Here is a 14,050-nt window from a genome sequence, read left to right as displayed (position 1 = left end):
GAGCTGTGTGGTGTGGAGGTGCTGCCGTCGGTTCGGCTGGTGGGGCTTCGGCTTGCTCTGTGGAGCAGAAGGGATTGCCTGTGACGCAGGCGTCCGGGCGCGCGGGCCATTGCTTGCGGGGACAGCCGGCGTACGTGAGGTCTCGGCACGCCGGCCGCCCGGACAACTTCAACGTATGGCACTCCGTGACACCTGGCAAGGCACTCGGTGCCAACAATTTCTCTCACTTGTCACCCGCTGGGCACGCATGAGCAAGGGGGAGGGAGTTTTGTTCTGTTCCGTCCCGTCGGGGGTGGTCAGCGCGAGGGCCGGTACACGTAGGGCGTCGTGGTGCCCAGGGCGAGGAATCCGAGTCGCCGGAGGATCGGTCCGCTCTGGTCGGAGGCGTCTACCTGAAGGTAGTCGTAGCCGCGCTCCGCCGCGATCCGGGCACGGAAGGCGACCAGGGCCCGGTAGATGCCCCTCCCGCGCCACTCCTGGACCGTTCCGCCGCCCCAGAGCGCGACGAAGCCGGTGCCGGGGTACAGCTCCATCCTGGCCGAGCTCACCGGCTCGTCGCCCGCCATGGCAAGGATGCCGACGAAGCCGTCCGGGTCCTCGGCCAGCCTGACCGTCACCTGATGCCGCAGCCGTGACCAGTCCGACCCGAAGGCCCGTTCGTGGGCGCGGGCCATCAGCTCCACGTCGTCCGCGTTGCTCACGGTGCGCAGCCGGATGCCCTCGGGGAGCTCCACCGTCATCGCGAGGTCCGCCACCGGGGCGACCAGCAGGGTCTCCGGTTCCTCCGCCTCGAAACCGGCGGCGAGAAGCCGCTCCGGCAGATCGGCCGGCCTGTCGTGGGCGTACAGCTTCCACTCGAACTCGTCGTGCCCGAGGGCCGTGTAGCGCGCGATCTGTGCCGCGATCGCCGCGTCCGCCCCTGCGGAATCCAGGTCCGGGGCCGACCAGACGACGCCGTTCCAGTCGTCGGCCGTGCCGACCTGCCGTACGACATCGGCGGTGCGCTCGACCCGGACGCCGGGGCCGTCGGGGCGGGCGTGCTCGCGCATTCGGCGGTCGAAAAGGGCCAGAAGCGCGGCGCGATCATGATTCATCCGCACACCACAGCACCGGGGCACGGGTGCGGCAACCAGATTTCCGGCACGGCCCGGGAGACGTTCCCGCGCCGCGCCGCCCCCGTCCCCGCTCAGCGGTCCTTGAGCGCCTGCTGGATCGTGCGCATCACCTCGTCGAGCGGCGCGTCCGTCCGCGCCACCGCGACCAGCACCTCGCCCTGGGAGGTCACCGAGGCGGCCGGCTGCTTCGGGGGTTCGGCGCCCGTGATCCGGCCCGCGCCGATGCCGGTCCCGAACGTGTCGCGGACGATGGAGAACGCGTGGTCGAGCTGGGCCTCCACATCGCCCTCGCCGCCCGCCCGCAGCCAACGGCGCAGCACATGGTTGTGCGCGGTGACGACGGCGGACGCGGCGACCTCGGCGAGCAACGGGTCGTCGTTGCCGACATGGTGGTCGCGCTCATCGAAATGGCCCAGCAGATAGCGCGTGAACAGCCGCTCGTAGCGGGCCACCGAGGCGATTTCGGCCTCGCGCAATGTGGGGACCTCGCGGGTCAGCTTGTAGCGGGCCACGGAGACCGCGGGCTTGGCCGCGTACATCTTCATGACTTCCTTGATGCCGCGGCAGACGGTGTCGAGCGGGTGCTCGTGCGCGGGGGCCGCGTTGAGTACGGCCTCCGCCCTGACGAGGGTGTCGTCGTGGTCCGGGAAGATCGCCTCTTCCTTGGAGCGGAAGTGCCGGAAGAAGGTCCGCCGGGCGACTCCCGCGGCGCCCGCGATCTCGTCGACCGTCGTCGCCTCGTACCCCTTCGTGGCGAAGAGTTCCATCGCCGCGGCGGCCAGTTCGCGGCGCATTTTGAGCCGTTGGGCGGCGGCGCGGGTGCCTGCGGCACTCTCCTGGGCATCGGGCGCGGCGGAGACACGGGGGGACCTGGCGGGCTGGGACATGGTGTGAACGTACTGCATCGGTGCGGCAGAACGCGCCCGCGGGGGAGGGCCGCCCGACGGATCGAGCAGCCCTCCCCACCCGTCTCCCGGTTCAGCGCCGGACATGTTCGCGGAAGCCGCGCCCCGTCTTGCGGCCGAGGCAGCCGGCGGCCACCAGATGCTCCAGCAGCGGCGCCGGGGCCAGGCCCGGGTCACGGAACTCGCTGTGCAGCACCTTCTCGATGGCGAGCGAGACATCGAGCCCGACGACGTCGAGGAGCTCGAACGGGCCCATCGGGTAGCCGCCGCCCAGCTTCATCGCGGCGTCGATGTCGTCGAGGCTCGCGTAGTGCTCCTCGACCATCTTGATCGCGTTGTTGAGGTACGGGAACAGCAGCGCGTTCACGATGAAGCCGGCCCGGTCCCCGCAGTCCACCGGGTGCTTGCGGACCTTGACGCACACCTCGCGGACGGTGGCGTGGACATCGTCCGCGGTGAGCACCGTACGGACCACCTCGACCAGCTTCATCGCGGGCGCCGGGTTGAAGAAGTGCATTCCGACGACGTCCTGCGGGCGCGAGGTGGCCCGTGCGATCGCCACGACCGGCAATGACGAGGTGGTGGTGGCGAGCACCGCACCCGGCTTGCAGACCTTGTCCAGCGTCCCGAACAACTGCTGCTTGACCGCCAGATCCTCGGCGACCGCCTCGACCGCGAGATCGACATCGGCGAAGGCGTCCGGCGAATCGGTCGCGGTGATCCGGGCCAGGGCCTCGTCCCGCGCCCCGGCCGTCAGCCGCCCCTTGGTGACGGAGCGTTCCAGCGACGTGGCGATCCGGCCCTTCGCCGCATCCGCCTTCTCCTGGCTGCGGGCGACGAGCAGCACGTCGTAGCCGGCCTTCGCGAAGACCTCGGCGATGCCCGAGGCCATCGTTCCCGAGCCGGCGACACCCACCGACCGCACCGTGCGTCCCGCGACCGCCGAGGAACCGTCCCGCGGGGTGAGCGCGTCCGGCACCACGGTCCGGCTGCCGGGCTCCGCGTACGTGTAGAAGCCGCGGCCCGACTTGCGGCCGGTCAGCCCCGCCCCGCCGAGCTGCCCGAGGATGGGGGCCGGGGCGTGCAGCCGGTCGTGCGACGCGGAGTACATCGCCTCCAGGACCATACGGGCGGTGTCGATCCCGATCAGGTCGAGCAGGGCGAGCGGGCCCATCGGCAGGCCGCAGCCCAGCTTCATCGCCGCGTCGATGTCCTCACGGGAGGCGTAGTTCGCCTCGTACATCGCGGCGGCCTGATTGAGGTACCCGAACAGCAGCCCGTCGGCGACGAAGCCGGGCCGGTCGCCCACCGCGACGGGCTCCTTGCCCAGGCTGCGGGCGAGCGCGGTGACCGCCTCGACGGACGGCGGCGCGGTCAGCACCGAGGAGACCACCTCGACCAGCTTCATCGCGGGCGCCGGATTGAAGAAGTGCAGACCGAGCACGCGCTCGGGGCGCAGCGACTCGGCGGCCAGCCGGGTCACCGACAGAGCGTTGGTGCCGGTCGCCAGGATCGCGGTGGGGGAGACGATCGCGTCGAGATCCCGGAAGACCTGCTGCTTGATCTCGTACGACTCGGGCACGACCTCGATGACGAGCTCCGCCTCCGCGGCGGCCCGGAGGTCACCGAAGGTGCGGAACCGGGCGAGGGCGTCGCTCCGTTCGTCCTCCGTGATCCGCCCGCGCCGCACGGCGCGGGCGGTCGCGGTTTCCAGGGCGGTGACGGCCTGACGGGCGGCCGCGTCATTGATATCGATACCGATGACTTCGTGGCCGGCGCGGGCGAGGACCTCGGCGATGCCGGTGCCCATGGTGCCGAGACCGACGACGGCGATGGTGCTGAGCGGGGTGTCCATCACGGGACTCCAGAGAATGAGTGACGACTGTGAGAAGGCACGGCGCGCCCGGGTGAACCGGCGCAAGGCGTGCGGCACTTGCATGTCGTGGGGCTCAGGGCCGAGGCGCAAGGGGCGCGCCCGGACCGGGAAGGGGCGACGGACTCTGTCCCGGAGTCACGTCTCGTAAAGCTGCCGAACCGACAAGCACTCCGGGTGGCTGCGTCACCAGGCCACCGGAGCCGGCGGGGAGTGTGTCCCGCTCACATGAGCTTAACCGGTGGGTAACGAGCGCGCCAGCCCCGAGTCGCCGTGTGCCATGTCACATCCACCCCGTCTCTCGATACGCGGAGTACCCGTCGATACGCTGACGGTCATGGACGAGGAGTTCCGGTCACTGGCGGACCGGCTTGCTGACGAGGCGGGGGAGTCGGCGGCGTACCGCAGGCTGCTCGCCACCGACGACGACGAGGAACTGGCCCGCGTCCTGGTGGAACGCGAACGCCCGCTCTGGGCGCGGGAGATCGCCGCGTTCCGGCTCGGCTGCGCCGGAGACCGGCGGGCTTTCGAGGCGCTGGTCCTGCTGCTCAACCACCGCGATCCGGAGCGCTGTGTCTCCGCCGCCCACGCCCTGGCGCGCCTCGGGGACCCCCGCACCCCCCGGGCGGCCGCCGCCCTGGCGACCAACACCCTGCGCACCGCGTACGCCCTTCACCCCGTCCGGCTCCTCACCGCGCTCCGGGCCCCGGAATCCGTACCGGCGCTGATGGCCACCCTGGAACACCTCCTGGCCCCCGGCGATCCGCACTGGAGGGTGGCGCTCGCCTGCGTGGAAGGGCTCGGACAGCTGGGCGACGAACGGGCCCGCCCGCTCCTGGAGGCGGCACTGCCCCACCCCCGCCTGGGCGAAGCGGCACGGGACGCGCTCGACCGGCTGCGGAGGGAGTGAGGGGGGAGCGCCGCGCTCGGGCCGGGGCGGCGCCGACCGGTCACGCCGGGCCCGGCCGTCCGGTCACCACCGTCGTGCGGGCCGTCCGGGCGCGGGCACCGGGGCGGCCCGCACGCGACCCCGGACCGGGGCCGTGGGCGGGTTCTCAGCCGCGGAAGCCGAGCAGGCCGTGCAGGATGCCACCCCTGCTGCCGGAATCCGCTCCCCGGGGCGGCCTCGTAGCCGCCCTGCCGGTCAGTGGCTTCGGGTCGGGGGACTTGGCGCAGACCGCGTCCGCGCCGGACCGGCCGGCCTTGCCGCGCGGGACCGTGCCCTTGGCGAGGTAGTCGGCCAGGTAGGTGTCCAGGCAGTCGTTGCCGCTCAGGGTGATGCCGTGATTGCCGCCGCCCTGCTCAACCACCAGGCTGGAGCCGCGCAGCTTGCGGTGCAATGTGACACCGCCCTCGTACGGCGTGGCCGCGTCCTCGGTGGCCTGGAAGAGCAGCGCCGGCGGCAGGCTGCTGTTCGAGACCCGAACCGGGTTCAGCGGTTCCACCGGCCAGTCGGCGCAGGGCGCGTTGTACCAGGTGTTGTTCCAGGCGAAGAAGGGTGCCTTGGCCCGCACGTTCCAGCTGTCGTTGCGCCAGGTGGTCCACTCGCGGGGCCACGGGGCGTCGCGGCACTGCACGGCCGAGTAGACCGAGTACCCGTTGTCGCCCTCCGCGTCGACCGCGCCGAATCTCCGGTACGCCTTCACGAGCGCGTCCTGGTCGTGGTCGTTCGCGTACGCGGCGAACGCCTCGGCCAGGTAGGGCCAGTAGCCGTTGTAGTAGCCGCCCGGCAGGAAGGTGTCCTCCAGCTCGCTCGCCCCGACCTCGCCGCCCGCGGGGTGTGCCGCGACGGCGTCACGCATCGCGTACCAGGCGCGCTCGACCGCCACGGGATCGCTGCCGAGCCCGTACGTGGTGTCGTGCTTCGCCACCCAGGCGGCGAACGCCTTGTGGCGGGCGTCGAAGGCGTAGTTCTGGCCGATGTTGTCGTCGTACCAGATCCCCTCCGGGTCGACGTTCGAGTCGAGCACCAGCCTCCGTACCCGGTCCGGGAACAGCTTGGCGTACACCGCGCCGAGGTAGGTCCCGTAGGAGTACCCGAAGTAGTTGAGCTGCCGGGAGCCGGTCGCCCGGCGGATCACGTCGAGGTCCTTGGCGGCGCTGACGGTGTCCATGTGGGGCAGCAGATCCGGGTACTTCTCCCCGCATGCCTTCGCGAACGAGCGGGCCCGGTTCAGATTGGCCTTCTCGACACCGGCCGAACCCGGCAGCGAGTCGGGACGCAGTGGCTCGAAGTAGTTCGGTACGCAGTCCAGCGCGGGTTCGCTCCTTCCGACGCCCCGCGGGTCGAACCCGATCACGTCGTACTGCGCGGCAACCCGCTTCGGCAGCGAGGAAGCGACGAACCCTGCCATCGAGAGGCCGCTGCCGCCGGGGCCGCCCGGGTTGACGAGCAGAGGTCCCTGGAAGGTCTTCGCGGTGTGCGGGACGCGGGACAGGGCGAGGGTGATCCGCCGACCCGACGGGTCGTCATGATCGAGCGGTGTACTGACCGATGAGCACTGCAGGCTCGGGTACGACTCGGTGCCGCAGTCGGTCCATCTGAGCTGGGCCGCGGCGCGATGCGCGCCGGAGTCGGCAGTCGCCGGGGGCGGTACGGCGGTCACCAGACCGGCGACCGTCGCACCGACGGCGAACAGAATTCCTGGACGTTTCGTCATATGGCCTCCCGTGGTGGGGGAAACGCGGCTGCGCGTGGCGCAGCCCCCGCCGCATGCTCCCCACATTCGCGCCCGGAAGACCTGATCTGACGAGAGTTGACCCATTTGCCCTCGCTGGGTGCGCGAGGCCTCGCTCCGGCAGCTGCCTGCCCCGGGGCATCGCATGCTGTGCACCGGGCCCGAATGTCAGCGTCGCCAGGGAGTGTCTCCCCCTGCTCGGTACGTGACGACTTGGACCCGCTCCACCCACAGCGGACGGCCAACTCACACGCCGTGATCCCTGTGTCCAGCCGCACTTCCGTTTTCTCCCCTTCGTCCCGGCCCGGATTTTGAGCGGCGTCCCGGAGGTGGTTGGCTCAGCACACCCCCGAAAACCGAGTGCTGGAGGAACAGCCATGGCGCAGGTCGAGGCCACGACAGAGCGAGTCATCGCGGCGGACGCGGAGACGGTGTTCGACGCGCTGGCCGATTACGCGGAGACCCGCGGCAGGGTGCTGCCCGGACAGTTCAGCGAGTACGAGGTGCGTGAGGGCGGTGACGGCGAGGGAACCCTCGTCCACTGGAAGCTCCAGGCCACCAGCAAGCGGGTGCGCGACTGTCTGCTGGAGGTCACCGAGCCCACCGACGGCCGGCTCGTGGAGAAGGACCGCAACTCCTCGATGGTCACCACCTGGACCGTCACCCCGGCCGGTGAGGGCAGGTCGAAGGCGGTCGTGTCCACCGTCTGGAACGGCGCCGGCGGCATCGGCGGATTCTTCGAGCGGACCTTCGCTCCCAAGGGGCTCGGCCGGATCTACGACGAACTGCTGCAGAACCTCGCCGCCGAGGTCGAGAAGTAGCCCTGCGCTCCCTTGACCGGCCTCACCGGTTCGGGTGGTTTTCTCGGCCCGCCGGTTGTGCGCCGTAGCGGCTCTCACCGGGGGATTAAGCCCCCCGAGTGCGCCGCCAGCGCCCCCGTCGCGTTTGCCGTTGCTCGTTGCCCGGTGCGAGAAATGGGCGGCGCAGATGCGACGAGGGGAGCGGCACGTGGTGGGCGGGATCACTCTGTTGGAGGACGAGCCGGGCGGTACGGGGGCGGCCGAGGCGGCGACCACACTGCCGATTCCGCCATCCCCGCCGCTTCCCGCCGAGGAAGCCGCCTCCGCCCCGTCCCCTGTACCGGAGACCAGCCCCCGGCGCATCCGGCTGGTCTTCCTCGGACTGATGCTGACGCTGCTGCTCGCGGCCCTCGACCAGATGATCGTCGCCACCGCGCTGCCGAAGATCGTCGGTGAGCTGCACGGCCTGGAGAAGATGTCCTGGGCCGTCACCGCGTACCTCCTCGCCTCCACCATCGGACTGCCGGTCTACGGCAAGCTCGGCGACCTCTTCGGCCGCAAGGGCGTCTTCCAGTTCGCGATCGTCGTCTTCGTCATCGGCTCCGCGCTGGCCGGCTGGTCCCGCACCATGGACGAACTGATCGCCTTCCGTGCCGTCCAGGGCATCGGCGGCGGCGGACTCATGATCGGTGTCCAGGCGATCATCGCGGATGTCGTACCGCCTCGGGAACGCGGCCGGTTCATGGGGCTCATCGGGGCGGCCTTCGGCCTCGCCTCCGTCGCCGGTCCGCTGCTCGGCGGCTTCTTCACCGACCATGCCTCCTGGCGCTGGTGTTTCTACATCAACGTCCCGTTCGGCCTGATCACCCTCGCCGTCATCACCGTCGTACTGAAGCTCCCCCGGCCCACCGTCCGGCCCCGCCTCGACATCGTCGGTGCGCTGCTGCTCACGGTCGCCTCCACCTGTCTGGTGCTGCTGACCAGCTGGGGCGGTACGGAGTACGCCTGGGGATCGCGTACCATCCTCGGGCTCGCCGCCGGGGCCGTTGGAACGGCCCTGCTGTTCCTCGTCGTCGAGAAACGGGCAGCCGAACCGATCATCCCGCTGCGGCTGTTCCGCGACTCGATCTTCAACGTCACCGCGCTGGTCGGCGCGGTCGTCGGGGTCGCGCTGTTCGGTGCCGCCAGCTATCTGCCGACCTTCCTGCAGATGGTCGACGGTGCCACGGCGACGGAGTCCGGGCTGCTGATGCTCCCGATGATGGGCGGCATCGTCGTGGCGTCCGTCGTCTCCGGCCAGCTGATCTCCCGTACCGGCCGCTACCGCGCCCATCCCATTCTCGGCGGCGCCTTCTCGGTGGTCGGCATGTGGCTGCTCTCCCGGCTGGACACCGGCACCCCGCGCCTCGAATACAGCATCGCGCAGGCCGTGCTCGGCATCGGGATCGGTCTGGTCATGCCGGTACTGGTGCTCGCGGTGCAGAACTCCGTGCAGCCCTCCGACCTCGGCACCGCCACCAGTGCCAACAACTACTTCCGCCAGATCGGCGGCAGCGTCGGCGCCGCCGTCTTCGGGACACTCTTCGCCGGCCGGCTCGCCGATGCGCTCGCCGTCCGCCTGCCGTCCGGCGCCGACCTCCCCGACCCCGAATCGATCACCCCGCAGCTGGTCCATGCCATGGAGCCCGCGCTGCGCGACAGTTATATCCAGGCGTACGCCGACGCGATGCCGCGGATCTTCCTCTACCTCGTGCCGGTGCTCGCGCTCGGCCTGTTCCTCGCCTTCTTCCTCAAGGAGAAACCGCTGGTGTCCCACCACAGCCCCGAAACCGCCGCCGAGTCCGCACCACCGATCCCCGCCGCCCGTGCCGCCGCCGCGCCGCCGCCCGTGTATCTGTCGGGTGTGCCGGTGTGCGGCAGCGTCCAGCACCCCGACGGTACGAAGGTGCCGCGGGCCGCCCTCACCCTCATCGACGTCCAGGGGCAGCAGGTCGGGCGGGGCGCGAGCGGGGACGACGGGCGGTACGCGCTGAGCGTGCCCGGCGCCGGCTCGTACGTCCTCATCGCCGCGGCGGGCGGCCACCAGCCGCAGGCCGTCAGCGTCACTGTGGGCGAACGGCCCATCGAGCTCGATGTGGTGCTCGGCGGTGCCGGGCGTCTCGCGGGAACCGTCGTCACCGCCGACGGCATCCCGGTGCGGGACGCCGCCGTCACCCTCACCGATGTGCGCGGCGAAGTCGTCGCGTCCACCCGCAGCGGCCGCGAAGGCGGCTATGTGATCACGGAGTTGGTGGCCGGCGAGTACACCCTCGCCGCCAGCGCCCCCGCCTTCCGGCCGGCCGCGCTGCCGGTGAGCGTACAGGCCGCCAGGGAGACGCGGCAGGACATCGAGCTCGCCGGTGGTGCGGTGCTGCGTGGTGTTGTGCGGGCGAGCGGTGGCCGGCCCGTCGAGGACGCCCGGGTCACGCTCCTGGACGCGGCGGGCAATGTCGTCGACACGCTGACCACCGGGCCCGACGGCGCGTTCCGGTTCGTGGACCTGTCCACCGGCGAGTACACGGTGATCGCCGCCGGGTATCCGCCGGTGGCCACCGTCCTCCAGGTCGCGGGCGGCGGAAGGACCGAACGCGACCTCCAACTCGGGCACGAGGACTGACCGTTCCGCGGAACGGCGGGCCGGCCAGTGGCTTCGCCGGCCGGCCGGTGCACCGCGCGGGGCCGTTCCGTGCGCGGTCGGGTGCGCCGGGCGCACCACCCCCCGAGGCGATTCCGCCGATGCCCGGCGGACGCCCGACACGGGGCCTTACCGTGAAGTCACGTACCGCAGAACGTCGCGGTGGGGAAGGAGCCTTCCGCCCATGGATCTCGGTGTGTCGCCGCAGAGGACACCACAGCCGCGCGGAGCTGCGGCGGGCCATGTGCCGCTGGCCGTGGTGGTGGTCGACGCGGACGGGCTCGTCTCGCACTGGTCGACCGGTGCGAGACGGCTCTTCGGCCTCGGCAGACACCGGGCGGTCGGCTGCCCGGCCGGTGAACTCCTCCCGGTGTCGGGGGCGTTGCGGCAGCCGGGCGGGATCGAGGACGACGGGGGCCGCAGCGAATTCGGCCCCGATCCCGACGATTCGCCCAGTGGGGCCGTCGCCTGCCCGGTGGCGGGCCGGGCCCGGGTCGGCGAACCCGGGGACGGCAGGATCGACGTCCTGTGGTGGGCCTACCCGCTGGTCGGTCCGGGTACCGGGCGGTTGCTCGTGCTTGCCGCGGACGCCGGACGGCTCCGTGACGGTGACCGGCGCGAGGGCCCGGACACCGGGACGATCGTCCCCGGTTTCGCGCTGCACACCGACTTCCCCGGCTACCGGGAGCTGGCCGACCGGCTGCCCGGGATCCTGCCCGGCATGAGCGTCCACGAGGCGACCGGAATCGTCTCCCAGGTACGGGAACTCGGCTACCCCGTACTGGAGTTCAGTCACTGCGACCAGGTCCCGGCCATCCCCGACCGGGGAGCGCCGCGACACGCCTCCCGCCGCCCGGCCGCGACCCCGCGGAGCGAGGACACGGATCGCATGCCCCGCTCGCCGTCCCCCGCCCGGAACTCGACCTCGAGTACGCGGCGGTCCGCGAGCGGCTGGAATTCCTCAACGAGGTGAGCGGCCGCATCGGCGCCTCCCTCGACCTGGAACACACCATCCGTGAGGTCACCAGCGCCGCCTTACCTCGCTTCACCGACTTCGCCGGTACGCATCTGCCCGCCGGTGCTCCTGTCGGTGTCGGCGGCGTCGCCTTCCGCGTCGACCCGCGCGCCCGCTGGTTCGTCCTGGCCACCGCACCCGTGGGGGACTGGCGGCGAGGGCCCTTCGTACGGACCGGCCGCGCCCGTCCTCAGGTCCCGCCGTCATGCCGGAGCAGCGCCATCAGTTCCCGCGCGCCCGGGCTCATGGCCCGGGCCGCCGGGAGCACCACCACACTCTCGTAGAACGGCTGCCGGGGCCCTTCGAGCTCCACCGCCACCAGCCCGCGGGCTTCGGGTTTGCGGGAGAAGTGGTGCGGGACCAGTGCGATCCCCAGCCCCTCGTGCACCAGTTCCAGCAGACTGTGCACGTCATTCACCTCCAGCCCCACCGTGCGCCGCGCCCCTGCCTCGGTGAACGCCCCGTCCGCCGCCCGGCGCGGTCCCCAGTCCGGATGGAAGTCGATGAAGGACTCGCCGGGCAGCTCACCCCACGCGACGTGGTCCGCCGACGCGAACCGGTGCCCCGGGGCGCAGAGGACGACCATCGGCTCGCGCGCCAGCGGGATGAGCTCGCCCCGCCATGCGTCGGGATCGACGGTCGCGGCGAAGGCCACGTCGAGCCGCCCGCCGGCCACCCCGTCGACCAGGCTCGTGGTGCCCTCCTGACGGAGCCGGATCTCCATGAGCGGGTGCTTGCGGTGAAAGGCCGCCAGCAGCCGCGGCAGACCCACCCCGGCCACGCACTGTTCGACGCCCACCGACAATGTGCCGCGCAGCAGCCCCCGAACCGCGTCGACGGCATCCCTCGCCGCGCGTGCCCCCGCCAGCGTGCGCTCGGCCTCCACCAGCAGGGCGCGGCCGGCTTCGGTCAGCCGCACGCTGCGTGTGGTGCGGCTGAAGAGCGGGGTCCGGAGCTCCTGCTCCAGGGCCCGGACGGAGGCGGACAGCCCGGACTGCGACACGGCCAGGCGCTCGGCGGCACGAGTGAAGTGCTGTTCCTCGGCGACGGCGACGAAGTGTTCCAGCTGGCGGAGTTCCATGATTGAGCAACGTAGTCGCTGAATCCCAGCAGAATCTTCTGTTGGACTGCTGGATCGTTGTGGGCGAACCTGGACCCCGCGCACCGCCCCGTCCCCCCTGACCTCCCGTGGAGTCCGCATGTACCTCCCGTCCGCCGACCGTTACCAGGCCATGCCCTACCGGCGCACCGGCCGCAGCGGACTGCTGCTGCCCGCGCTCTCCCTCGGCCTGTGGCACAACTTCGGCGGAGACCGGACGCCGGAGACCCAGGGGCAGATCCTGCGCCGGGCCTTCGATCTCGGCATCACCCACTTCGACCTCGCCAACAACTACGGACCGCCGCCCGGCGCCGCCGAGACCACGATGGGGCGCGCGCTGAGGTCGGACTTCGCCCGGCTCCGCGACGAGCTCGTCATCTCGACCAAGGCGGGCTACCTGATGTGGGACGGCCCGTACGGGGAGTGGGGGTCCAGGAAGAGTCTGCTCGCGTCGCTGGACCGGAGCCTCGCCAGGCTCGGCCTCGAATACGTCGACATCTTCTACTCCCACCGTCCGGACCCCGGTACGCCGCTCGAAGAGACGATGAGGGCGCTCGACTCGGCGGTACGGCAGGGCAAGGCGCTCTACGTCGGTATCTCCAACTACTCGCCGGAGCAGACCCGGGAGGCCGCCCGGATCCTCAAGGAGCTGGGCACCCCGCTCCTCATCCACCAGCCGCGCTACTCGATGCTGGACCGCCGGGTCGAGGACGGCCTGCTGACGGCGCTGGACGAGCTGGGCACCGGCTCGATCGCCTACTCGCCGCTGGAGCAGGGCATCCTCTCCGACCGCTATCTGCACGGCATCCCGGCAGGCTCGCGCGCGGCGGGCGACAGCCCCTTCCTGACGCCCGATTCGGTCACTTTGGAGCTGGTGGAACGGTTGCGGGCGCTCGACGAGGTGGCTTCCGCGCGCGGGCAGTCCCTGGCACAGATGGCGCTCGCGTGGGTGCTGCGCGGCGGCCGGATCACCTCCGCCGTGGTCGGGGCGAGCAGCGTCGCCCAGCTGGAGAACAGCGTCGAGGCGGTGCGGAATCTGGCGTTCGGCGAGGAGGAGCTGGTCCGGATCGAAGAGATCCTCCAGGGCCCGGACGCCGGCTGAGCCGTCCGGCGCCCCCGCCATCCAGGGCGCCGTCGGGTCCGGTGCATTCAGGGGGTTTCCCTCCGGCCGGCGTAGCGGTGGGCCCAGGGCAGGGCCTCTTCCAGGGCCGCCGACACACCGAGGAGGAGGTCCTCGCGGCCCCATCCGGCCGTGAGCGAGACCCCGAGCGGCAGGCCCTCGGAACTCCAGCCCAGCGGAAGGCTGATGGCCGGGAACCCGGTGGCGTTCCCGATGACGGTGTTGCCCGTGAAGGCGGTCATCGCGGCCAGCTCCGCCGCCGGATCGGCGTCGTCGCGGAGCTGGCCGATGAGCGTCGGCGGGGTCGTCACGGTCGGGGTGATGACGATGTCGGCGTCCGCGTAGTCGAGGGTCCAGGCCCGCGCGCGGGCCTGGACCACACCGATCGAGGCGGCCAGCTCGCCCGAGGTCAACTGCTGTGACCGGGCCCGGAGATGGCGGACGATCGGGCGCAGGGCCGCCTCGTCGAACGCCGTGGTCCTGGAGCCGACCAGCGCGGTGAACATCACCTGGAAGCCCTCGGTGAGCTCGGGGTCCGGCTTCTGGTCCCGGGTGAAGACGATATGGCCGAGTCCGGCCAGCGTGCGGGCGGTGAGTTCGGCGGCGGCGGCGACCTCGGCGTCCACCGGCGCTCCCGAGACCGAGCCCTGCGCGAGCGCCACCCGCAGCCGGGGGAGGGTGCCTCTATGTCGTTCGTCAATCCCGCGCTGTCGGTTTTGGGGGTGTGGGTCCCGTTCATGGGGCGAGGGTGACGGTGGGTGTTCGGGACTC

At 71.6% G+C, this 14,050-nt stretch carries 12 protein-coding genes; 5 read left to right on the top strand and 7 right to left on the bottom strand.

All coding sequences use genetic code 11. From position 1 onward, the window contains the following. Window positions 1-296: 296 nt before the first annotated feature. The 3 genes from ACF08M_RS36695 to ACF08M_RS36685 all read right to left on the bottom strand — a co-directional run bounded on the left by ACF08M_RS36695 (window position 297) and on the right by ACF08M_RS36685 (window position 3,875). Complete coding sequence (locus tag ACF08M_RS36695) at window positions 297-1,094, bottom strand: GNAT family N-acetyltransferase (protein WP_392189630.1); 798 nt, start codon at window positions 1,092-1,094, stop codon at window positions 297-299. 92 nt (window positions 1,095-1,186) lie between these two features. Then, window positions 1,187-2,002 carry a TetR family transcriptional regulator gene (locus tag ACF08M_RS36690; RefSeq protein WP_392189629.1) on the bottom strand — a complete coding sequence of 272 codons (816 nt, stop codon included), beginning with the start codon at window positions 2,000-2,002 and terminating at the stop codon, window positions 1,187-1,189. A 91-nt stretch (window positions 2,003-2,093) separates the two neighbouring features. After that, a complete protein-coding gene (locus tag ACF08M_RS36685) occupies window positions 2,094-3,875 on the bottom strand; it encodes a 3-hydroxyacyl-CoA dehydrogenase family protein (protein WP_392189628.1) in 1,782 nt (593 codons plus the stop codon). 355 nt (window positions 3,876-4,230) lie between these two features. On the opposite strand from ACF08M_RS36685, the gene ACF08M_RS36680 reads away from it, so the two are divergent. Beyond that, window positions 4,231-4,803, top strand: coding sequence for an adenylosuccinate lyase (locus ACF08M_RS36680; RefSeq protein WP_392189627.1), 573 nt, complete (start codon window positions 4,231-4,233; stop codon window positions 4,801-4,803). A gap of 145 nt (window positions 4,804-4,948) precedes the next feature. On the opposite strand, the gene ACF08M_RS36675 is transcribed toward ACF08M_RS36680, so the two are convergent. Then, entirely contained in the window at window positions 4,949-6,553 is a 1,605-nt protein-coding gene (locus tag ACF08M_RS36675; protein WP_392189626.1) for an alpha/beta hydrolase, read from the bottom strand. Then, a complete protein-coding gene (locus ACF08M_RS36670; RefSeq protein ID WP_392189625.1) occupies window positions 6,550-6,849 on the bottom strand; it encodes a helix-turn-helix domain-containing protein in 300 nt (99 codons plus the stop codon). The genes ACF08M_RS36675 and ACF08M_RS36670 overlap by 4 nt, the downstream gene beginning before the upstream one ends. Before the next feature lie 99 nt (window positions 6,850-6,948). Here ACF08M_RS36670 and ACF08M_RS36665 point away from each other — a divergent pair, with 99 nt between their 5' ends. The 3 genes from ACF08M_RS36665 (at window position 6,949) to ACF08M_RS36655 (ending at window position 11,018) form a co-directional block, all read left to right on the top strand. Then, a complete protein-coding gene (locus tag ACF08M_RS36665; protein WP_392189624.1) occupies window positions 6,949-7,392 on the top strand; it encodes an SRPBCC family protein in 444 nt (147 codons plus the stop codon). A 187-nt stretch (window positions 7,393-7,579) separates the two neighbouring features. Then, window positions 7,580-10,027: an MFS transporter gene (locus ACF08M_RS36660; protein WP_392189623.1), complete on the top strand. Its 2,448-nt coding sequence runs from the start codon at window positions 7,580-7,582 to the stop codon at window positions 10,025-10,027. A 202-nt stretch (window positions 10,028-10,229) separates the two neighbouring features. Beyond that, window positions 10,230-11,018: a hypothetical protein gene (locus ACF08M_RS36655; protein WP_392189622.1), complete on the top strand. Its 789-nt coding sequence runs from the start codon at window positions 10,230-10,232 to the stop codon at window positions 11,016-11,018. Between the two features lie 232 nt (window positions 11,019-11,250). Here the strand turns inward: ACF08M_RS36655 and ACF08M_RS36650 are convergent, their stop codons facing one another. Further along, complete coding sequence (locus tag ACF08M_RS36650) at window positions 11,251-12,141, bottom strand: LysR family transcriptional regulator (protein WP_392189621.1); 891 nt, start codon at window positions 12,139-12,141, stop codon at window positions 11,251-11,253. A gap of 118 nt (window positions 12,142-12,259) precedes the next feature. On the opposite strand from ACF08M_RS36650, the gene ACF08M_RS36645 reads away from it, so the two are divergent. After that, window positions 12,260-13,261 carry an aldo/keto reductase gene (locus ACF08M_RS36645; RefSeq protein ID WP_392189620.1) on the top strand — a complete coding sequence of 334 codons (1,002 nt, stop codon included), beginning with the start codon at window positions 12,260-12,262 and terminating at the stop codon, window positions 13,259-13,261. Between the two features lie 47 nt (window positions 13,262-13,308). On the opposite strand, the gene ACF08M_RS36640 is transcribed toward ACF08M_RS36645, so the two are convergent. Continuing rightward, a partial coding sequence (locus tag ACF08M_RS36640; RefSeq protein WP_392189619.1) for an amidase family protein occupies window positions 13,309-14,050 on the bottom strand: 742 nt, incomplete at its 5' end.

It is taken from the genome of Streptomyces sp. NPDC015032, from assembly GCF_043080425.1.
Lineage (GTDB): Bacteria > Actinomycetota > Actinomycetes > Streptomycetales > Streptomycetaceae > Streptomyces.
The sequence above is the reverse complement of the archived record's forward strand: the minus strand, read 5'-3'. Positions and strand labels throughout refer to the sequence as shown.